General features: G+C 63.4%; 21 protein-coding genes. 20 read left to right on the forward strand and 1 reads right to left on the reverse strand.

What is annotated here, in order from left to right; all coding sequences use genetic code 11:
* The 14 genes from Q8K99_10070 to hflX all read left to right on the forward strand — a co-directional run.
* A partial coding sequence (locus tag Q8K99_10070) for a nicotinamide-nucleotide amidohydrolase family protein (GenBank protein ID MDP2182896.1) occupies window positions 1-337 on the forward strand: 337 nt, incomplete at its 5' end.
* Window positions 338-339: 2 nt separating this feature from the next.
* Window positions 340-927: an RNA 2',3'-cyclic phosphodiesterase gene (gene thpR, locus Q8K99_10075; protein ID MDP2182897.1), complete on the forward strand. Its 588-nt coding sequence runs from the start codon at window positions 340-342 to the stop codon at window positions 925-927.
* 75 nt (window positions 928-1002) lie between these two features.
* Window positions 1003-2043, forward strand: coding sequence for a recombinase RecA (recA, locus tag Q8K99_10080; GenBank protein ID MDP2182898.1), 1041 nt, complete (start codon window positions 1003-1005; stop codon window positions 2041-2043).
* Between the two features lie 23 nt (window positions 2044-2066).
* Window positions 2067-2702 (forward strand): RecX family transcriptional regulator, encoded by a 636-nt coding sequence (locus tag Q8K99_10085; GenBank protein MDP2182899.1) that lies wholly within the window; start codon window positions 2067-2069, stop codon window positions 2700-2702.
* Window positions 2703-3010: 308 nt separating this feature from the next.
* Window positions 3011-4540, forward strand: coding sequence for a ribonuclease Y (rny, locus tag Q8K99_10090; GenBank protein MDP2182900.1), 1530 nt, complete (start codon window positions 3011-3013; stop codon window positions 4538-4540).
* A gap of 82 nt (window positions 4541-4622) precedes the next feature.
* A complete protein-coding gene (locus Q8K99_10095) occupies window positions 4623-5699 on the forward strand; it encodes an ATP-binding protein (GenBank protein ID MDP2182901.1) in 1077 nt (358 codons plus the stop codon).
* A gap of 128 nt (window positions 5700-5827) precedes the next feature.
* Window positions 5828-6100, forward strand: coding sequence for a stage V sporulation protein S (locus Q8K99_10100; GenBank protein MDP2182902.1), 273 nt, complete (start codon window positions 5828-5830; stop codon window positions 6098-6100).
* Window positions 6101-6122: 22 nt separating this feature from the next.
* The gene (locus Q8K99_10105) at window positions 6123-6971 is read left to right on the forward strand and encodes a PHP domain-containing protein (GenBank protein ID MDP2182903.1); all 849 of its coding nucleotides are present in this window, start codon (window positions 6123-6125) and stop codon (window positions 6969-6971) included.
* A gap of 7 nt (window positions 6972-6978) precedes the next feature.
* Window positions 6979-8304: a tRNA (N6-isopentenyl adenosine(37)-C2)-methylthiotransferase MiaB gene (miaB, locus tag Q8K99_10110; protein ID MDP2182904.1), complete on the forward strand. Its 1326-nt coding sequence runs from the start codon at window positions 6979-6981 to the stop codon at window positions 8302-8304.
* Between the two features lie 40 nt (window positions 8305-8344).
* The gene (gene amrA, locus Q8K99_10115; protein MDP2182905.1) at window positions 8345-9700 is read left to right on the forward strand and encodes an AmmeMemoRadiSam system protein A; all 1356 of its coding nucleotides are present in this window, start codon (window positions 8345-8347) and stop codon (window positions 9698-9700) included.
* Complete coding sequence (gene miaA / locus Q8K99_10120; protein MDP2182906.1) at window positions 9693-10694, forward strand: tRNA (adenosine(37)-N6)-dimethylallyltransferase MiaA; 1002 nt, start codon at window positions 9693-9695, stop codon at window positions 10692-10694. Before amrA ends, miaA begins: the two co-directional genes overlap by 8 nt.
* 23 nt (window positions 10695-10717) lie before the next feature.
* Window positions 10718-11584 (forward strand): diaminopimelate epimerase, encoded by an 867-nt coding sequence (gene dapF / locus Q8K99_10125; protein MDP2182907.1) that lies wholly within the window; start codon window positions 10718-10720, stop codon window positions 11582-11584.
* Between the two features lie 105 nt (window positions 11585-11689).
* Complete coding sequence (locus tag Q8K99_10130; GenBank protein MDP2182908.1) at window positions 11690-12847, forward strand: LL-diaminopimelate aminotransferase; 1158 nt, start codon at window positions 11690-11692, stop codon at window positions 12845-12847.
* 11 nt (window positions 12848-12858) lie between these two features.
* Window positions 12859-14169 carry a GTPase HflX gene (gene hflX / locus Q8K99_10135; protein MDP2182909.1) on the forward strand — a complete coding sequence of 437 codons (1311 nt, stop codon included), beginning with the start codon at window positions 12859-12861 and terminating at the stop codon, window positions 14167-14169.
* A 76-nt stretch (window positions 14170-14245) separates the two neighbouring features.
* Here the strand turns inward: hflX and lexA are convergent, their stop codons facing one another.
* On the reverse strand, window positions 14246-14869 hold the full coding sequence (lexA, locus tag Q8K99_10140) for a transcriptional repressor LexA (protein MDP2182910.1): 624 nt from the start codon (window positions 14867-14869) through the stop codon (window positions 14246-14248).
* Between the two features lie 203 nt (window positions 14870-15072).
* Between lexA and Q8K99_10145 the strand changes: the two genes are divergently transcribed.
* The 6 genes from Q8K99_10145 (at window position 15073) to dut (ending at window position 19694) form a co-directional block, all read left to right on the forward strand.
* A complete protein-coding gene (locus Q8K99_10145; GenBank protein ID MDP2182911.1) occupies window positions 15073-15459 on the forward strand; it encodes a LysM peptidoglycan-binding domain-containing protein in 387 nt (128 codons plus the stop codon).
* A gap of 123 nt (window positions 15460-15582) precedes the next feature.
* Window positions 15583-16029: a transcriptional regulator NrdR gene (gene nrdR / locus Q8K99_10150; GenBank protein ID MDP2182912.1), complete on the forward strand. Its 447-nt coding sequence runs from the start codon at window positions 15583-15585 to the stop codon at window positions 16027-16029.
* Between the two features lie 68 nt (window positions 16030-16097).
* The gene (gene nrdD / locus Q8K99_10155; protein MDP2182913.1) at window positions 16098-18221 is read left to right on the forward strand and encodes an anaerobic ribonucleoside-triphosphate reductase; all 2124 of its coding nucleotides are present in this window, start codon (window positions 16098-16100) and stop codon (window positions 18219-18221) included.
* Between the two features lie 45 nt (window positions 18222-18266).
* On the forward strand, window positions 18267-18512 hold the full coding sequence (locus Q8K99_10160; protein MDP2182914.1) for a thioredoxin family protein: 246 nt from the start codon (window positions 18267-18269) through the stop codon (window positions 18510-18512).
* A gap of 7 nt (window positions 18513-18519) precedes the next feature.
* Complete coding sequence (locus tag Q8K99_10165) at window positions 18520-19257, forward strand: anaerobic ribonucleoside-triphosphate reductase activating protein (protein ID MDP2182915.1); 738 nt, start codon at window positions 18520-18522, stop codon at window positions 19255-19257.
* On the forward strand, window positions 19254-19694 hold the full coding sequence (dut, locus tag Q8K99_10170) for a dUTP diphosphatase (protein MDP2182916.1): 441 nt from the start codon (window positions 19254-19256) through the stop codon (window positions 19692-19694). Before Q8K99_10165 ends, dut begins: the two co-directional genes overlap by 4 nt.
* The last annotated feature ends 1 nt before the right edge of the window (window position 19695 follow it).

The raw sequence follows: 19695 nt of genomic DNA on the forward strand, positions 1-19695 counted from the left end.
CGTGGTCGCGTACTCCGACAACGCGAAGATGACGCTCCTTGGCGTGGAAGCGCCCACGTTGCAGCGATACGGCGCAGTCAGTGCGCGAACTGCCGAGGAGATGGCGGCCGGCGCATGTCGCGCGCTCGGGGCGGATGTCGCGATCGCCACGACCGGCATCGCTGGTCCCAACGGCGGCTCGGAGGAGAAGCCTGTGGGGCTCGTGTGGTTCGCGATCGCGGGCGCCGAAGGCGCGACATCGTGGAGTCTCAACCTGTTCGGCGACCGCCACGGTGTGCGCACGCGTGCAACGCTGGCGGCACTCGATGGGCTTCGACGCCACCTCAGGGGTCGCTGACCGTGCGCGCGTTCTTCGCGGTGGAGCTGTCTGACGCCGTTCGCGAGGCACTCGCAGGAGTACGCGACAGCGTGATCTCGGCAGACCCGCAGTGGCGCAGCGCTACCTGGGTAGCGTCCGAGAACCTGCACGTAACGGTGAAGTTCCTTGGCGACATCGACGAGGCGACAGCGAGCGGCCTCTGCGACTCGCTCGCCTGGCAGCTTGCCTGCGAGCTCCCTCCTCGGCTGACGTTCACGGGCCTGCGCGCGGTTCCCGGGGCGCGTCGCGCGCGGATGCTGTGGGCCACCCTCGACGACGAGGACGGTCTCCTGGCGCGCGTTGCGGCCGTCGTGGAGGTGGCGTCTCCCGCAACGGATGTCGAGTCGGGCCGACGCCCTTTCTCTCCGCACGTCACGCTCGTTCGTGCACGACGCCCGATGTCAATGTCCGAAGAGCCGCTCAAGCTCGCCGAGAATCATCTCTTCACGATGCTCTCCGCAGGTAGGAGAGCAATGTCAGTGCCGTCGATTACGCTTGTCCGCAGTACGTTGACGCGAAACGGGCCGATCTACGAGACCATCTCGTCGATTGCAGTCGGCAGCGATTGACATCGAACACCTGTTCGTGTACGTTCGCGTCAGCCCCGCAGGATCGCCCGATGATCAGCGAAGGAGCACGGGAGCATGGATTCGGACAAGGCCAAGATTCTCGAAGTCACAAGGGAGCAGATCGACCGCAAGTTCGGCAAGGGCTCGCTCATGAAGCTCGGCGAGCACCCCGCCGTCGCGGCCATCCAGGCCATACCGACCGGGTCCCTGGCGCTTGATGCAGCCCTCGGGATCGGGGGAGTGCCGCGAGGCCGGGTCGTCGAGATCTACGGCCCGGAGGCGGGGGGCAAGACCACGCTAGCACTGCAGATCATCGCCGAGGCACAGGCGCTCGGCGGAGTAGCGGCCTTCATCGATGCCGAGCACGCACTCGACCCGGCCTACGCCGCGCGTCTGGGCGTCGATATCGAAGAGATACTCATCAGTCAGCCTGACACCGGAGAACAGGCCCTTGAGATCGCGGACATGCTCGTTCGCAGCGGTGCCGTCGATGTCATCGTCATCGATTCGGTCGCCGCGCTCGTACCTCGCGCGGAACTCGAGGGCGAGATGGGCGACGTCTCCGTCGGCCTCCAGGCCCGGCTCATGAGCCAGGCTCTGCGCAAACTCGCCGGCTCCCTCAGCAAGTCCAACACGACCTGTATCTTCATCAACCAGCTCCGCGAGAAGATCGGCGTCATGTTCGGCAGCCCCGAGGTCACACCCGGAGGCCGCGCCCTCAAGTTCTTTTCCTCGATTCGCATCGACATCCGGCGGATCGACTCGATCAAGCAGGGTACGGATATCGTCGGCAACCGGGTCCGCGCGAAGGTCGTCAAGAACAAAGTCGCACCACCCTTCCGTCAGGCTGAGTTCGACCTCATGTATGGCCAGGGCATATCCAAGGAAGGTGGTCTCGTCGACCTCGGCGTCGAAGAGGGCATCGTGGCCAAGTCCGGCGCCTGGTACACGTACGGCGAGGAACGCCTTGGCCAAGGACGCGAAGCGGCGAAGGAGTTCCTCAAGGAACACATCGAACTGCGCAACGAGATCGAGACGCGCATCCGAGAGGCACTCGGGTTGCCACTACCCGGTACTGCACCAGTCGACCCCGAACCTGCGGACGACGGCGACTGACGGGGAGACCCGCCGATGCTCCGATGATCGAGATCCGCGACACCAAACCGGGTTCGAAGAGGCGAGAGCTTTGGGTCGACGACGAACTCGTGCGAGCTATCCCTGTAGATGTCCTCAGGGCATCCGGCATACGAGACGGCCATGCCGTCGAGCCGGATGCCCTGCGCGACGCAATCGAGGCTGTAGAGAAGTCCTGCGCCCACGAACGTGCCCTGAGACTCATCGGCTATCGGGAGCGCTCGGTGCACGAGATCAGGACGCGCCTCCTCGATGACGGCTACGAAGCCGGTGTCGTCGTCGCTATGGTCGAGCGCTTCGCAGATGTCGGGTTGCTCGACGACGCACGTTACGCCGGAGTCTATGTCCGGACCAAGCGCAGCGCCGGATGGGGGAGCCGCCGAATCGCCCGCGCCCTTGCCGACGCTGGTATCGATGAGCCCATAGCACTTGACGCGATCACCCAAGAGCTTCCCCCAGAGGAGGAGCTCGGGCGTGCCGTCGCCATCCTTTCGAACCTCCGTCTGGACACCGTTTCCGGCCGACAACGCGCTCTTCGCAGACTCGTCGCGAGGGGTTTCGACTACCAAGTCGCACGAGAGGCGGTCAGGGCCGCCTCAGACCGGTTTCCGTCCGGAGACGCAACTACCTGCGATTCTTGACGCTTTGCGCTGGTAGGACGTACTATTGCGTCGGCAAGTGTGATTCTCCGCCACGGGATGCGCGCCATGCATAACGGCGGTTTTGTGTGTTAGTGATATGAACTCGATAAGTCGAACCGGGAGTCCGGTTCGGCTTATGGCGTCCCGTATGACGCACAGCCACACCGTGGCGACATCACATCTGCCGGGCGCATGTCGTCCGGTTTTCGCATGTCACGGGCTCGGTGAACGGACTCATGCGAACTCGGAAGCAACAGTAGCGCGCGCCCAAACAACGATGCACCGCGACTGAAAGGAGGGCGCGCACCATGCAGGTATTCGGCATCATCATCGCCGTCGTAGTAGGCGTCGCCCTCGGCTTCGCTATCCAGAAGTACCTGGTTCAGGACAGAAGCACACGCTCACGCGAAGGTGCCCAGCGAATAGTCCAGGACGCGGAGAAGCAGGCCGAGACGCTCAAGAGAGAAGCCTTGATAGAGGCGAAGGACCAGAACTTCCGCATGAAGGCCGAGGCGGAAGAGGAGCAGAAGGAACGCCGCAAGGAGCTGACCGCACTCGAGAACCGGCTCGGTCAGCGCGAAGAGACCATCGACCGTCGCGCCGAGTCCCTCGACAAGAGGGAGCACCAACTGTCCAGCATGCAAGGGCAGATCCAGAAGAGCGAGAAGGAACTCGAAACGCTGATCGCCGAGGAACGCGAGCGCCTGCAGGCGCTTGCCGGCATGACCACTGACGAGGCCAAGGCCGTACTGATGTCCCGCGTCGAGGACGAGGTCAAGCGCGATGCCGCGGCCTACATCCGCGAGGCGGAGACCCGTGCCCGTGAAGAGGCCGACAAGAAAGCACGCAACATCGTCGGAATCGCCATACAGCGCGTCGCCGCGGACCATACGGCTGAGTCGACCGTATCCGTCGTGCACATCCCGAGCGACGACATGAAGGGCCGCATCATCGGCCGCGAGGGGCGCAATATCCGCGCCTTCGAGGCGCTCACGGGGATCAATCTGATCATCGACGACACCCCCGAGGCAGTCATCCTGTCCAGCTTCGATCCCGTTCGCAGAGAGATCGGCCGACTCACGCTTGAGAGCTGCATTCAGGACGGTCGCATCCATCCGGCCCGCATCGAAGAGATGTTCAACAAGGCCGAGGGTATCGTCTCTCAGCAGGTGCAGGAGGCCGGCGAGCAAGCGGCATTCGATTCGGGCATCCACGGCCTGCATGCCGAGCTGGTACGCACGCTTGGTCGCCTCAAGTACCGCACCAGCTACGGCCAGAACGTGCTGAAGCATTCGCTCGAAGTCTCGCATCTTGCCGGTGTCATGGCCGCGGAACTTGGCGTCGACGTCAAGCTGTGCAAACGCGCTGGTCTGCTACACGACCTCGGCAAGGCGATCGACCACGAGATCGAAGGACCGCACGCGGTCATCGGTGCCGACCTTGCGCGCCGCATGAACGAACCCAAGACGATTCTTCACTGCATCGAGGCACACCACGGCGATGTCGAGGCCTCCACCGTGGAAGCCGTCCTGGTGCAGGCTGCGGACGCCATTTCGGCCGCTAGGCCGGGAGCTCGTCGCGAGACCCTCGAGAGCTACATCAAGCGCCTTGAGAAGCTCGAGGCTGTCGCAGAGTCTCATCAGGGCGTCGAGAAGTGCTACGCGATGCAGGCCGGGCGCGAGATCAGGGTCATGGTCAAGCCCGACCAGATCAAGGACAGCGATGCAGTCGTGCTCGCGCGCGACATAGCCAAGCAGATCGAAGAGGAGCTTGAGTATCCCGGTCAGATCAAGGTGATGGTCATCCGCGAGAGCCGGGCGATCGACTACGCCAAGTAGGCATTGCGCGATACACTCATAGGTGGCTACCAGCCATGCAGGAAGGCCGCTGTCAGCGGCCTTCCTTGGTAAGGGGACCAAAGTGGCAGACCACGATTCACTCATAGACTTCGTCTCGGCTGTCTCGGGCGATTCATTCCTCAAGGTCGAGGAGAACCTGGGGGATGGGTTCGTTCGCCTCCGGATAGCCGAGGCAGAGCGCAGGCAGGCCAAACACGACATCCGCAACTTCGAGGACATCGTCGTAGAGCTGCTGCGAAATGCCCGTGACGCTCATGCACAGCGCATCTTCATTGCCAGCTCCCGCGAGGGCGACACTCGGACGTTCACGATGATCGACGATGGCATCGGAGTGCCCGAACAGATGCAGGAAGCGATCTTCGAGCCCCGCGTCACTTCCAAGCTCGAGACGATGGTCATGGACCGTTGGGGAGTCCACGGGCGCGGCATGGCGCTGTTTTCGGTACGCTCTAATGTCTCCTCGGCACGGGTCGCCGCGTCAGGACCTCACAAGGGCACTTCCGTGCAGGTCGTGGCATCAGCCCACGAGCTCTCCGAACGCAGCGATCAGTCAACATGGCCGCTCGTGGAACGTGGAGAGGCCGGGTTGTTGGTTGTGAGCAAGGGGCCGCACAACATCATCCGCCGTATCCTGGAGTTCGCATGCGAGCATCCCGAAGTCGACATCTACCTCGGCTCTCAGGTCGAGGTGCTTGCCACTCTCCACGAGCTTGCCCGGGACACGCTCGAGAGTTCGGATCTTCTGTTCTGCGACGATGTCGACCGGCTCGCGGTGTGGCAGAGACCTGCCGCTGCGTCTGACGCCTCGGACCTTGTCTGTATCGCCGATCGGATCGGACTCAGTATCTCCGAACGCACCGCCCACCGGGTCTTCGCTTCCAATCTGGCCCCGCTCGAGCCCGTCCTGAACCAGGTTCTTGTCGAGGACGAGCCTACTCCGGCGCCGACTCCCGATATCTACAAAGACCGCCGAGGACTTCGCATCCATCACACAGACGTCACCGAGTTCAAGCGCGATCTCACGGCTTCATTCGATACGCTGGCAGACAAGTACTACCTGCATCTCAAGGGAGAACCTCGCATACACGTCGGTCGCAACGAGATCCGTGTCCGCTTCGAGGTCGAGAAGGAGGAGTAGCCGTGGGCGACCGCACGTGAGCTTCTGCGCTATAATCCGGAGCGAAGAATCTGACACACCAACGCCCCAACCACATCGCAACGCTTCGTGCGATGACGCAGCAGTGAATCCGCACACAGGGAGTAGCAGTGGAAGTGCTCAAAGTCTCCAGCAAGTCCAACCCCAACGCCGTCGCCGGAGCGCTCGCGGGCATCATCCGCGAACAGGGAGCCGTTGAAGTCCAGACTGTCGGCGCCGGCGCCCTGAACCAGGCAGTCAAAGCCATTGCGATCGCCCGCGGGTTCGTCGCTCCGTCGGGCCTCGAATTGACCTGCATCCCCGCGTTCGCGGACATTGAGATCAACGGCGAGGAGCGCACGGCTATCCGCCTTCTGATCGAACCCCGCGACATGCATCGCTAGCCATCCCCGCACTGGAGGTCAGGTGACCTTCGACCTCCACATACACAGCACCGCCTCCGACGGGTCGCTCTCTCCGGAGGAGATCGTGCGCGTCGCCGCGCATGGCGGAATGGCGGCAATCGCGATCACGGACCACGACTCGGTAGCCGGTATCCCCTCGGCCCTCACGGCCTCTGCCGCGGCCGGTATCCGGCTGATTCCCGGTGTCGAGCTTTCGGCGGTGCACGAAGGGTTGGATGTTCACATCCTTGGCTATTTCGTGGACCACAATGACCTTCGGTTGGCCGAACGCCTGAGCGAACTGCGCGAGCTGCGCCGGGCCCGCGCTGCGGACATCGTAGGCGCACTGTACGCCGCCGGATACCATCTCGCCATCGACGAGGTGCTTATGCTCGCCGAAGGTGGAAGCGTCGGTCGGTCGCATGTTGCGCGTGCACTCGTCGAACGCGGTCACGCGGCCGACGTCGCTGACGCCTTCGAGAGGTTCATCGGCAGGGGAAGGCCATTCTACGTCCCAAAGCCGGTAGCCCGGCCGGCGCACGTCGTGAAGACCATACGTGATGCCGGCGGCCTGGCGGTTCTTGCACACCCCGGCATCACGGGGATAGATGATGCCATCGACGAACTCGTGGCCGCAGGCCTTTCGGGCCTGGAGGCGTACCACGCCGAGCACACTCAGGAGCAGCGCGACCACTACGCTCGTCTCGCGGCGCAACGCGGACTGCTCGTGACGGGAGGCTCTGACTACCACGGGCCCAAAGCGCCAGGGGCTGAGATCGGATCTGTCGCCATACCTGACGAGGCGCTCGAAGCGCTGCTCGCAGCCGCTCCCTCGGGCCCGTCGGCAGCGCCTCCCACCGTGCTACACTAGCGCGGCCATGACGACGTTTGCCGTACGCACTTTCGGGTGCCAGATGAACAAGCACGATTCCGAGAGGGTCACCGGGCTTCTCGAATCGTCCGGCATGACTCCAGTCGAAACCACCGACGACGCGGACGTTGTCGTGTTCCTGACCTGCTGCGTTCGCGACAAGGCCGACGAGCGTCTGCGCGGACAGGTCGCATCGCTCAAGGCCCTCAAGACCATACGTCCTGACGCGCTCATCGCGGTTGGCGGCTGCATCGGTCAGCGTGACGGCGAGATGCTCCTGCGCCAGCTGCCCCACGTGGATGTCGTGTTCGGCACCCACAACGTCGGACGGCTCCCGGCTTTGCTCGATACGGCACGCACGTCCCGAACTCCAGTCGTTGAAGTCCTCCAGTCCTCGGACGACTTCACGAGCGACCTGCCGGGCAAACGCGAGCACGCCTGGCACGCCTGGGTGCCGATCACCGTCGGTTGCGACAACTTCTGTTCCTACTGCATCGTGCCTCACGTCCGCGGCCGCGAGCGCAGCCGCGCGCTCGATGACGTGGTCGACGAGTGCCGCAGGCTGGTCGAGGACGGCGTGCTCGAAGTGACCCTCCTTGGCCAGAACGTCAACTCGTACGGGCGCGACCTGTACGGATCGCCCCGGTTCGCCGAAGCGCTCGCCCGCGTCGCCGAGACCGGTATCGCCCGGATCAGATTCGCAACCAGCCACCCGAAGGATCTTTCCGAGGAGACCATAGCGGTGATGGCGTCGACACCGGCGGTCTGCCACTCGCTGCATCTGCCCGTGCAGTCCGGCTCCGATCGCGTGTTGACGGCCATGAACCGCCGCTATACGGCCGCCGACTACCTCGCGCTGGTGGAGCGCCTCTACGCTGCCATGCCCGACCTTGCACTTTCGACCGACATCATCGTCGGCTTCCCGGGTGAGACCGAGCAGGATTTCCTCGGCACGCTTGAAGTCGTTCGTACCGCCCGCTTCGATCAGGCCTTCACGTTCATCTACTCGCCGCGCGAGGGAACACCCGCGGCGAAGATGGGGGACCGTGTGCCGCGCGAAGTCGCCCAGGAGCGCTTCGCCCGGCTGGTTGCCGAGGTTCATGCGTCCGCGCTCGCGAAGAACGTGCTGCTTGAAGGTTCCGTGCAGCGCGTGCTCCTCGAAGGCACGTCCCGGCGCAACGACTCGATGCTCGCAGGCCGTACCGAAGGCAACAAGGTCGTCCATGCTCCGGTTCCCCCTGCAACCCCCGTCCCGCAACTCGCGGGCACGATGCGCGACGTGGAGATAGTCCGTGCGCAGACGTGGTTCCTCGAGGGCCGTCTGACGGGGTAAGTAACCAGGAGGAACTATTTCTGAGGAGGGGAGGTAGACGGTGGCTTCCGGGATCTTTGGCATAATCGCGCCGCATCCGCCGATCATGGTGCCCGCAGTCGGCGGGGCCGACGCCGATGTCACTCGCGCATCCGCAGATTCGATGGAGGTCGCAGCGAGGCTTCTGGCTTCGTACGACCCGGACACGGTCGTGGTCATGTCGCCTCACAGCCCCGCGGTCGCGGGCTCCTTCGCCATCGACACTGCCGCCCGAACATCCGGCTCACTCGGGCAGTTCGGCGCCGCCCAGACCGCCATCACCTGCCAAGGAGACCCCGCGCTCGCCGCCGCGCTCCTCGAACGACTCGAACGACGCGGCATTTCGGCCGTCGACCGGGCGTCCAACGCCGCCCTGCGCTCGGGTGAGCTCGACCACGGCGTCGTCGTCCCGATGAGCTTTCTCGATCCCGCCGGACGCTGGCCATTGCTGGTGCTCTCGCTGTCATACCTCCCGCTGGGGACACACGTTGCGCTCGGCGAGGAACTCGCCTCTGCTGCTGACGATCTCGGACGCCGCATCGCCTTCGTGGCGAGCGGGGATTGCAGCCACCGCCTGACACACGATGCGCCCGCCGGCTACTCGCTCCGCGGCGCAGAACTCGACGCGACACTTGTCGAACTCATCGGCGCGTCGGATTTCGACGGTCTGACGCACATCGATCCCGGCCTCGCGGAAGCCGGAGGGGAGTGCGGCTTGCGCTCGTTCGTCACCCTTGGCGGCGTCGCACGTCCGGCGCACGCTCGCGTCCTGTCCTACGAGGGGCCATGGGGCGTCGGCTACCTGACCGCAATCGTGAACGAAGAGGCCGTCACGGCCGAGTCCGGCGCCAAACACGGCGCAGCCGGGTTCGACGAGTCGGAGATCGTCGTCCTGGCCCGCGCCGCCATCGAAGCGTTCGTCCGGACTCGCGAGGTGCTGGAGCCCGACCCGCTCGTCGACCCCGTCTTCCCGCCGCGCGCCGGCGCGTTCGTGTCCCTGCACCGGGGCGGCGCGCTCCGTGGCTGCATCGGCACCATCGCCCCGACCCGTGACACGCTGGCCGAGGAGGTCGTCAACAACGCCGTCGAAGCCGCGACCCGCGACCCCAGATTCCCCCCGCTCACCATCCCTGAGCTCGACGCCCTCGACATCAAAGTGGACGTCCTGCACGAGCCCGAGAAGTGCGAATTCGAGGATCTGCACCCCCGCGACTATGGGGTCATCGTCACCGACGGATTCCGCCGCGGCCTTCTCCTGCCCGACCTCGAAGGCGTCGACACCCCGGATCAGCAGGTAGATATCGCATGCCACAAGGCAGGCATCTCCCCGCACGAACGCATAAGCCTCGAGCGGTTCAAGGTCGACCGCTATGCCTGACCGCGCGCGCGGTCCCGGCGACGAAGACCCGGCGCCCGGCGATCCCCGGCTCGAAGTCGTGGCGGTCGTCGGGCCGACAGCGGTGGGGAAGACCCGGCTGGCCGAGGATCTTGCGCGCGAACTCGACGGCGAGATCGTCACCGCTGATTCGATGCAGGTCTACCGCGGCCTCGACATCGGCACCGCGAAGACCCCTGCGGACCACCGCACCGTCCCTCATCACTGTATCGACCTCATCGATCCGGGTACTGACTTCTCTGCGGCCCTGTACCAGGCCATCGCACGCGCAGCCATCGATGACATCGCTTCGCGCGGACATCTCCCGCTCGTCGCGGGTGGCACGGGACTCTACGTCCGCGCCGCACTCGACGACATGTGTTTCCCGGGAGGGGAGACCTCCAGCCCTTCGCGCGACCGGCTCGAGGCCGAAGCTGCCGCTGTTGGTGCGCACGCGATGCACTCACGCCTCGCCACCCTCGATCCCGCCTCGGCGGCCCTCATACACCCGAACAACGTGCGCAGGACCATACGGGCCCTTGAGATGGCCGAGGAGGGTGTTTCCTATGCCGGGCAGGCAGCTGGCTTCAGAGCGCGCACAAGCGTCTACAGCGCCTCCTTCCTTGGCCTGACCATGCGCAGGGACGTTCTGTACGACCGCATAGACGAGCGCGTCGACGTGATGCGCGACGCCGGCCTTCTCGACGAGGTGCGCTCGCTGCTTGCGTCGGACTTTCGAGCGGCGCTGACCGCGGCGCAGGCCATCGGCTACAAGGAACTCGTACCGGTCGTTGAGTCCGAGGCGGACCTGGGGGAGGCTCTCGACAGCGTCAAGCTGGCGACTCGCCGCTACGCGAAGCGTCAACTCACCTGGTTCCGTGGCGATCCTCGTGTCAGTTGGATCGACGTAACCGACCTGTCACAGGACGAGACGCTGACGCGCGCGCTCGAACTGCTAGAATCGGGCAACCCGGCGACCTATCCGGAGAGTTGCTAGCCAAGGCGACAGAAAGGATCTTCATGCAGCTCGCCTTCACCAAGATGCACGGCCTGGGCAACGACTTCGTCGTCATCGAAGACCTGGCGTCGGAGATCGACTTCTCTCCTGAGGCCATCCAATGGTTCTGCGACCGCAACTTCGGAGTCGGCGCAGACGGGCTCATCCTCATCCGCCCGGCCACGACACCAGAGGCCGACTACCTCATGCTGTATTTCAACGCTGACGGCTCGGCCGCAAAGATGTGCGGAAACGGTATCCGTTGCTTCACGAAGTATCTCGTGGACCACGGGATCCTGTCCGCCAAAGTGGATTCGCTCTTGGTTGAGACACTCGGCGGCCCCAAGCCGATAACCTTCTCGCGCGACCACGACGGCACCATGCACATGGCGACCGTCGATATGGGCGCACCGGCGCTCTCTCCGGACGAGATCCCGACGACCCTATCGGGAGAGCAGGTCTTCGAGTGCCCCTTCGAGACTCCATATGGCACCTTCCAGATAACCGCGGTATCGATGGGCAATCCCCACGTCGTGATCTGGGTCGACGACATCGATGACGCTCCGGTCGATACGGTCGGCCCCTACATCGAGACCCACGAGGCGTTTCCCGCGAAAACCAACGTGGAGTTCGCTCAGTTCCTTGGCGACGACACTATCGCACTCCGCGTGTGGGAGCGCGGGGTGGGGGAGACGCTCGCCTGCGGAACCGGTGCTTGCGCCACCCTCGTGGCGGCATCGCTGTCCTGTTTGGTGGGTCGTGCCGCCACCGTCCGACTGCCCGGTGGCGAGCTCCGCATCCATTGGGACGAAGACGGACACGTGTACATGACGGGACCTGCGACGCAGACGTTCCTTGGAACAATCGAACTACCCGAGGACGACGCCTAGATTCTGCTACCATGTTCCGAACGATGCGCCGGATCCACGCGAGACCATGACGCCATCGAGCGAGAATGCGTACCGAGACACCCAGACGAAAGGGATGTTCGCACCGTGAGAACTGCGAAGCGCATGGCCAACCTGCCTCCGTACCTGTTCGCCGAGATCGATCGCAAGAAGGAGGCGAAGGTCGCGCAGGGCATCGACGTCATCTCGCTCGGAATAGGCGACCCCGACATGTCGACTCCCGACAACGTCGTCGACGCCATGGCGAAGGCCATCCGCAATCCCAAGAACCATCAGTATCCGGCCTACGCCGGCTCAAAGCCGTACCGCGCCGCGTGCGCGCAGTGGATGAAGAACCGCTTCTATGTCGATGTCGATCCCGATGCCGAGGTCCTCGCGCTCATCGGCAGCAAGGAAGGCATCGCGCACCTGTTCCCCGCCTTCGTCGATCAGGGCGAGTACACCCTCGTGCCCGGTTGCGGCTACCCGGTCTACCACACGGGCGGCATCCTCGTCGGCGGTCTCTCGCATTTCATGCCTATGACCGAGGAGAACGACTTCCTGGCCGACTTCGAGAGCACGCCCGCCGAGGTGCTCGCCCGGGCCAAGATGATGTTCATCTCGTATCCGAACAACCCGACCTCGGCGATCGCCACCGAAGAGTACTTCGACCACGCCATCGCCTTCGCACGCGAGCACGACATCCTACTCATCCACGACAACGCGTACTCGGAGATAGGTTTCGACGGGTATCGTCCGCCAAGTCTCATGCAGCGCCCCGGCGCTCGTGACGTGGCGATAGAGCTCTTCAGCTGCTCCAAGGCCTACAACATGACCGGCTGGCGTGCCGCGTTCGCGACCGGCAACGCCGAAGCCATCAAGGCGCTCGGCACGGTGAAGTCCAACATCGACTCCGGAATCTTCACGGCGGTCCAAGAGGCCGCCATGGAGGCGATGCTCGGCCCGCAGGACATCACCTCGGAGATGTCCGTGATCTACCAGCGCCGGCGCGACATCGTCATGGACGCGCTCGGCAGCATCGGAATGCGCGCCCGCACGCCCAAGGGCACGATCTACATCTGGGCCCGCGTGCCCGATGGGTACGACTCCGCCGGGTTCGCGACCAAGGTACTCGAGGAAGCGAACGTCATCGTGGCGCCCGGCAACGCGTACGGGCCGAGCGGCGAGGGCTACATTCGCATCTCACTCGCTACCCCCGATGAGCGCCTCGCCGAGGCCATCGAGCGCATCAAGAACACACTCTAGGGGGCGGCACCGTGTGCGCGCGGAATCGCCATTATCCCGAGACTGGCCAGGACATCGCAGGTCACACTGACCGCGCTGTCCTCGTCGGGGTCGATCGTGCCGAGACCGACTGGCCTGTCGAGGAGTCACTTGCGGAACTTGAGCGGCTCGCGCACACCGCAGGCGCCGAGGTAGTTGCCTCGGTCACCCAGCGTCTCGACAAGCCAAACCCCCGTACCTTCATCGGTGCGGGGAAGGCCGAGGAAGTCGCGGCGATTGCCCACGACACCGACGCCAACCTCGTTGTGCTCGATGACGAACTCTCTCCTCGGCAGCAGGTCAACATCGAGGACCTGCTGCCTGAGACCCGCGTGATGGACCGCACGGCTCTCATTCTCGACATCTTCGCCCTCCACGCAACAAGCCGTGAGGGTAAACTTCAGGTCGAGCTCGCGCAGCTGGAATACATGCTTCCACGGCTCCGGGGCATGTGGGGCCACCTGGACCGCGAACGGCTTGGCGGCGGACGCGGCACGCTATTCGGCGCGGGAGAATCTCAGCTCGAGGTTGACAGGCGCATGGCGCGCAAACGCATCGCAAGTCTCAAACGCGAGCTCAAGCACGTCAGCGGCGAACGGAAGCTGCAGCGCAAGCGTCGCGCACGCAGCGGTGTGTTCAGAATCTCGCTTGTGGGCTACACGAACGCGGGCAAGTCCACGCTCCTCAACGCTCTGACAGGCGAGCATGTCCTCGCCGAGGACATGCTCTTTGCGACACTGGACTCGACGACACGGCGCCTTGCGCTGCAGGAAGGCCGCGAGCTCACCCTCACCGACACCGTCGGCTTCATCCACAAACTGCCTCACGGGCTCGTGGAAGCCTTCAAGTCCACTCTCGACGAGGTCGCCGAGGCCGACTTGCTCCTGCATGTCGCCGACGCGTCCACGCCCCAGCGCGAGGCCCAGATGCAGGCGGTCCGCGAGGTACTCCACGAGATCGATGCACACCGTACGCCCGCGCTTGTGGTCTTCAACAAGATCGACCTGCTCTCTGCCGAGGAATGCTCGCAACTCGCTCGTCGCTATCCCAATGCCGTCATGCTTTCCGCCGCAACCAGGACCGGCCTAGACGCGTTGCTCGAGCGAATCGCCGACGAAGGCGCGCGCGACAGTGTGACACTGACGTTGCTCGTGCCCTACACGCGAGGAGACCTCGTCAAGCTCGCTCACGAGCGAACACACTTGGTGTCGGAGAAGCATACGGCCGAGGGCACCGCACTCGTGATTCGCACCCCGAGATCACTTGCGGGAGCATTCGCGGAGTTCACGATCGAACAGGACTAGGCGCTCGTTCGTGGTCTAGGCTACAACGAGTTGCCGCGACCGGCGAGGGAGCGGCTGGCGTCGAGGTCACCGGCGCTCAGACTCGCCTGAACAGCGCGACCACCTTGCCGAGGACCTCCACGTCACGCGCGTAGATTGGCTCAAGCGCGGGATTCTCCGGCTGCAGCCTGATGCGGTCCGGCTCCCGGAAGAACCGCTTCACCGTGGACTCGTCCTCCAGAAGCGCGACAACGATGTCACCGTCGCTCGCGGTGGTCTGCTGGCGCACGACGACGAAGTCCCCGTCCAGTATCCCGGCGCCGACCATGCTGTCACCACGGACGCGCAAGATGAAGTTGGCCTCTTCGGCCAGCTCGGGGGGGAGAGTGATCGTCGCTTCGATGTTCTCAGCGGCGAGGATCGGCGAGCCCGCAGCGACCTGCCCAACCAGCGGAACCGCGTGGAGCTGCCCGTAGTCGATCGCGCGGTCAGTGTCCCGGTAGTCGAGCACCTCGAGCGCGCGCGGTTTCGATGGATCACGACGCAGAAACCCCTTGGTCTCGAGAGCCGCAAGGTGAGAGTGGACGGTTGACGACGACGAAAGCCCCACAGCCTCGCCAATCTCCCGTACCGAAGGCGGGAAACCACGACGGTGGATCTCCCCGCGGATGAAATCGAGTATCTGGTGTTGCCTGTTCGTCAGTTCGCGCTTGTAGGCCATCGTGACCCCCTCGAACCGAAAGTCTGTTCGTATCGAGTCTAGAGTACCGACGCCAACCGTGCAAACACGTGTTCGCTTTCCACTTGCAATCGAACACGTGTTTGGTATGATGTTGACGAACACATGTTCGATGCGAAGCGATGTCAGACCCGAGAAGTATCTTCGTCGTATCACGTCGGACGGAAACTCAACTGGAGGATGCGATGCACTGCACGACAGGCACTGTGGGGCAGATTCTCCCCATGCAGGCTTCAGCAGACGACACACCAGCGCCGGTCAGGTATCGTCGCAGGGCCTCGGTGGGGGAAGCGCTGCTCCTCGTCCTTACGTGCGCTCTCGTGTTCGTGGCCCTCGTCGCAGTCCGCCCGGGAGTCGCATCCTCCGACTTGCCCACTCGTGCTATCCGCGTCCGCGCCTCAGACACCCTTTGGGACATCGCATCCGAGAACCGGACCGAGGGCCTTTCCACTGCCCAGACGGTCGAGGTTCTCAAGACGTTGAACCGCCTCGACCATTCACGGATCGCCGTCGGCCAGAGCCTGTTGATCCCGAATACCGAGGAACCCGTTCTGACGCTAGCCAACCCATAGCCGCGCCGCAACGCCTTCTCGAAGACGCCTCATTGGGGATTCTCTGTTCATGGCAATGCGGTCGTTGTAACCCCATATATTGTGTGCTAGGCTCCCAGAAGGCCTAGATATAGGGGTGGAACGATGCGCTGCCCGTTCTGTGGTCACGATGAGACCAAGGTAGTCGATTCGCGTGTTTCCGAAGGCCAGGACGCCATACGGAGACGTCGCGAGTGCCTCAATTGCCAGCAACGCTTCACCACGTACGAACGGCGCGAAGAGATGCCGCTCATGGTCTCAAAGAAGGATGGGGCCACCGAGCCGTTCGATCGGGGCAAGCTGCTCCGGGGTCTTGTCGTGGCGACGGCGCGTCGCAACGTTTCGACGGAGCGCCTGGAAGCCCTCATCGACGACATCGCAGCTGAGCTGTACAACTCCTTCAAGTACGAGATTCAGTCGAAGCAGCTCGGAGACATGGTTCTCAAGCGCCTCAAGGAACTGGACAAGGTGGCCTACATCCGGTTTGCCTCGGTCTACAAATCCTTTCAGGACCTCGATGAATTCACGTCCGAACTCAAGAATCTCAAATAGCGAAACGGACCTCGCCAGTGGCGCCAATGCCGCTAGCGTGACATGAGGGCGGGAGGCCTACGGTGGTTATGGAGCGCATCGTCAACGTGATTCGGCCTGCAACAGGGGGCGGGACCGCGGACTCCACCGACATCGCGCTCCTTGTCTCCACCAACTCCCGCCAGGAGATCGACTCGTGGGACAGACGCAAGATCGCCGACTCGCTAGTCAAGGAGGCCGGTGTTTCCTCGGCTGTTGCCGGAGAGATCGCATCCGCCGTTGAGGACCGCATCGACCGCACGAACATGATGACGGTCACGACAGCCATCATCCGCGAGATAGTCGACCTTGAACTCCTCGAGCGTGGCATGACGATCGCCCACAAGAAGCACAGCCACCTCGGTCTTCCGATGTGGGATGTGGAGCAGATCATCAACAACGCCAACAAGGAGAACTCCAACACCACACACAACCCCGAGTCCATCAACCTCACCATAGCCGAGACGATTCTCAAGGAGTTCGCGCTGCGCCGTGTCTTCACCGAGGACGTGGCGGAGGCTCACTACGTCGGAGACATGCACCTCCATGACCTCGGCTTCATCATCCGACCGTATTGCGGCGGACACTCGCTCGAGTACATCAAGAAGTTCGGGCTCAACCTGCCCAACATCACGAGCGTGTCCAAGCCCGCGAAGCATCCAGAGGTTCTCATCGGCCACATGGTGAAGATGGCCTCCGCTCTCCAGGCTCACTATGCAGGCGCGGTAGGGTGGGAGGCCGTCAACGTCTTCTTCGCCCCCTACCTGGTCGACAAGACCGACGAGCAGATCGAACAGCTGGCAGAGATGCTCATCTTCGAGTTCAACCAGCTCGCGGGTGCACGCGGTAGCCAGGTCGTGTTCACGGACTTCAATCTCTACTACAACATCCCGCGCCACTTTGCCGACACTCCCGCCATCGGCCCGGGCGGCCAGTACACGGGCAAGACCTACAGCGAATACGAGCGCGAGGCGCAGGCATTCATCACGGCGATGTTCAACGTCTACATGCGCGGGGACGCCACCGGCAAGACGTTCGTGTTCCCCAAGCCCCTACTACACATCAGCGAGGACTTCTTCCAGACTTCCGGCCACAAGGAGTTCTTTGATCTCGCATGTACGGTTGCGTCGAAGCAGGGCATTACCTACTTCGTCTTCGACCGGGGAGATGAGATCACCGTCTCCCAGTGCTGTAGGCTCAAGCTCAAGTTGAGCCAGGAACAGCTCAGTGACACCAAGACCCCCGAACGCATGCGTTTCTCGGCACTCCAGAATGTCACCATCAACCTTCCACGCATCGCCTACAAGGCCAGAGGGAACGACTCCGCATTGTTCATGGAGCTCAACAAGGCTCTCGAACTCGTGGCCAAGGCGCACGTGCAGAAGCGCGAGTTCATTCAGACGCTCGTCGACCTCGGCGAGACAGGGCCGCTTGGCCTGCTCACGCAGCGACTTGACGACGAGCCGTACCTCAAGATGGAAGAGCTGACCTACCTGGCCGGCCTGATCGGCCTGAACGAACTCGTTCAGGTCCACACCGGTTCTCAGCTCCACGAATCGGATGAGGCCCTCAGGTTCGGGTTGAAGGTCATATCAGCAATGAGCCTCAAGTCCAAGGAACTGTCCGAGAGGTACGGAATCAATCTCGTTCTCGAGGAGAGCCCGGCCGAGTCCGCTGGATACCGTCTGGCCAAGCTCGACATGAAGTACTGGCCCGAGCAGGCCGTCCACGTTGTCAAGGGCGACCTGACCGCCGGGAACTTCTACTACACCAACTCGGTTCATATCGCCGTGGACGCAGACGTCAACTACATCGATCGAGTCGAGAAGCAGTCTCGCTTCCACCCGCTGATCGAAGCCGGAGCGATCGTGCACGTGTGGCTCGGCGAGAGCGAGCCACACCCGGGCGCCATACGTTCCTTCGTCGAGAAGACATTCCGGAACACTCAGTGTTCCCAGATAGCCTTCAGTCCCGAGTTCACCGTCTGCGAATCCTGTCGCCGCACGTCGCGCGGCCTGAAGGCGCAGTGCCCGCTGTGTGGTTCGATGGACGTCTACGGCGTGACCCGCATCGTCGGCTACTACTCAAAGATCCAGACATGGAATCGCAGCAAGGTCGGAGAGCTCTACGACCGGGTCCGCACCGACTTGCATGACATCGACCCGGCGGCCTAGGTCCTCGTGAGCCACGGCACAGCCTAGAGAGAAAGGGAGACCGAAGTGCACGTCAAGCTCTTCATGAAAGAGGACTGCCCAAAGTGTCCAGCGGCGAAGCGTGCCGTTGAGGGTCTCGAGTGCGTAGAGGTCTTTGACGTAGCGAGTCTAGACGGACTTGCAGAAGCGTCCTTCTACAGCGTACTCGCTACGCCCTCGATACTCGTTGTTGACTCCAGCGGCAACGAGATCGAGAGCTGGCGAGGGGTCGTGCCGGATCCCGAAAGCCTGCGCAACGTCCTCGCCCAATGACACGTCGATGACCACGCGACTGGCGGACGCCGACCCGTGCTTGACGCGCGCGCCCTCAGAGAGGGTTGCGGCATGGATGCCGGCGGGCATGCTCGACTGGCCAGGAAGAGTCGCGACCACGGTGTTCATAGCCGGCTGCAATTTCCGTTGCCCCTACTGCCATAACTCTTCCCTGGTCCAGGGCTCGGGCAGCCCGGAAGCCTGGCAGACTCTCGCATCGCACATTCGCACCCGTAGAGACTGGATCGACGGGGTGGTCATCACCGGTGGCGAACCGACTACGGACCCGGGACTCCTCGGTCTCCTGAACGAGTTCGCATCGTGGTCTGTGCCCGTGAAGTTGGACACCAATGGCACCAACCCGCGTCTGCTCTCCGATATCCTTGACTCCGGACTGGTCGCACATGTCGCCCTCGACATCAAGTCGTCTCCGGAGCGCTACTCATCGGCGTGTGGGGTTGCATCCGCCTGGCCTGCGGTATCCGAAAGCATCAGCGCGGTCATAGATAGTGGGATTCCACACGAGTTCCGAACGACCGCGTACCCCTTGGTCGTTACCCGTGACGACCTGACCTCGATCGCGGCGATCCTCTCCGAGGGGAACCTGTACGTCCTTCAGCAGTTCCGACCGGGCGAAACGCTTCTGCCTGAGGCTTCATCGGTGGAGCCGTACTCTCCTGACGTCCTTCTCGACATCGCACAAGCATGCTCATCCTGGATCCCGACCGTGACCCGGGGAGTGTGAGGGACATGCGGATGGAGATACGCCGGCTCGATCCGGACCTCCCGCTGCCGCGCTACGCGCACATGGGCGACGCGGGACTCGACCTGTTTGCCGCAAGCGATATCACCCTTGAGCCCTTCCAGCGAGCCCTCGTTCCGACAGGCATCGCCGTGGCCATTCCGGAAGGTTTCGCGGGGTTCGTTCAGCCGAGAAGCGGTCTGGCGATCAAGCAGGGACTCAGCCTTGTGAACACACCCGGGCTGATAGACAGCCACTACCGGGGGGAGATCAAGGCGATTGCCATCAACCTCGACCCGACAACGCCCATCACCATCCGGCGTGGCGACAAGATAGCCCAACTGGTCATCCAGCCGATCACCTCTGCAGAGCTCACCGAAGTCGCCGACCTGGATGAAACCGTCAGGGGGGAGGGGGGCTTTGGCAGCACAGGCCTCTAGG

It is taken from the genome of Actinomycetota bacterium (genome assembly GCA_030682655.1).
Lineage (GTDB): Bacteria > Actinomycetota > Coriobacteriia > Anaerosomatales > JAUXNU01 > JAUXNU01.

Excerpts from the sequence above, each read along its gene's own strand:
- recA (MDP2182898.1), top strand. The coding sequence starts at position 1,003 with ATGGATTCGGACAAGGCCAAGATTCTCGAAGTCACAAGGGAGCAGATC.
- Q8K99_10085 (MDP2182899.1), top strand. The coding sequence starts at position 2,067 with ATGATCGAGATCCGCGACACCAAACCGGGTTCGAAGAGGCGAGAGCTT.
- rny (MDP2182900.1), top strand. The coding sequence starts at position 3,011 with ATGCAGGTATTCGGCATCATCATCGCCGTCGTAGTAGGCGTCGCCCTC.
- miaB (MDP2182904.1), top strand. The coding sequence starts at position 6,979 with ATGACGACGTTTGCCGTACGCACTTTCGGGTGCCAGATGAACAAGCAC.
- miaA (MDP2182906.1), top strand. The coding sequence starts at position 9,693 with ATGCCTGACCGCGCGCGCGGTCCCGGCGACGAAGACCCGGCGCCCGGC.
- dapF (MDP2182907.1), top strand. The coding sequence starts at position 10,718 with ATGCAGCTCGCCTTCACCAAGATGCACGGCCTGGGCAACGACTTCGTC.
- lexA (MDP2182910.1), bottom strand. The coding sequence starts at position 14,869 with ATGGCCTACAAGCGCGAACTGACGAACAGGCAACACCAGATACTCGAT.
- Q8K99_10145 (MDP2182911.1), top strand. The coding sequence starts at position 15,073 with ATGCACTGCACGACAGGCACTGTGGGGCAGATTCTCCCCATGCAGGCT.
- nrdR (MDP2182912.1), top strand. The coding sequence starts at position 15,583 with ATGCGCTGCCCGTTCTGTGGTCACGATGAGACCAAGGTAGTCGATTCG.
- nrdD (MDP2182913.1), top strand. The coding sequence starts at position 16,098 with ATGGAGCGCATCGTCAACGTGATTCGGCCTGCAACAGGGGGCGGGACC.
- Q8K99_10165 (MDP2182915.1), top strand. The coding sequence starts at position 18,520 with ATGACCACGCGACTGGCGGACGCCGACCCGTGCTTGACGCGCGCGCCC.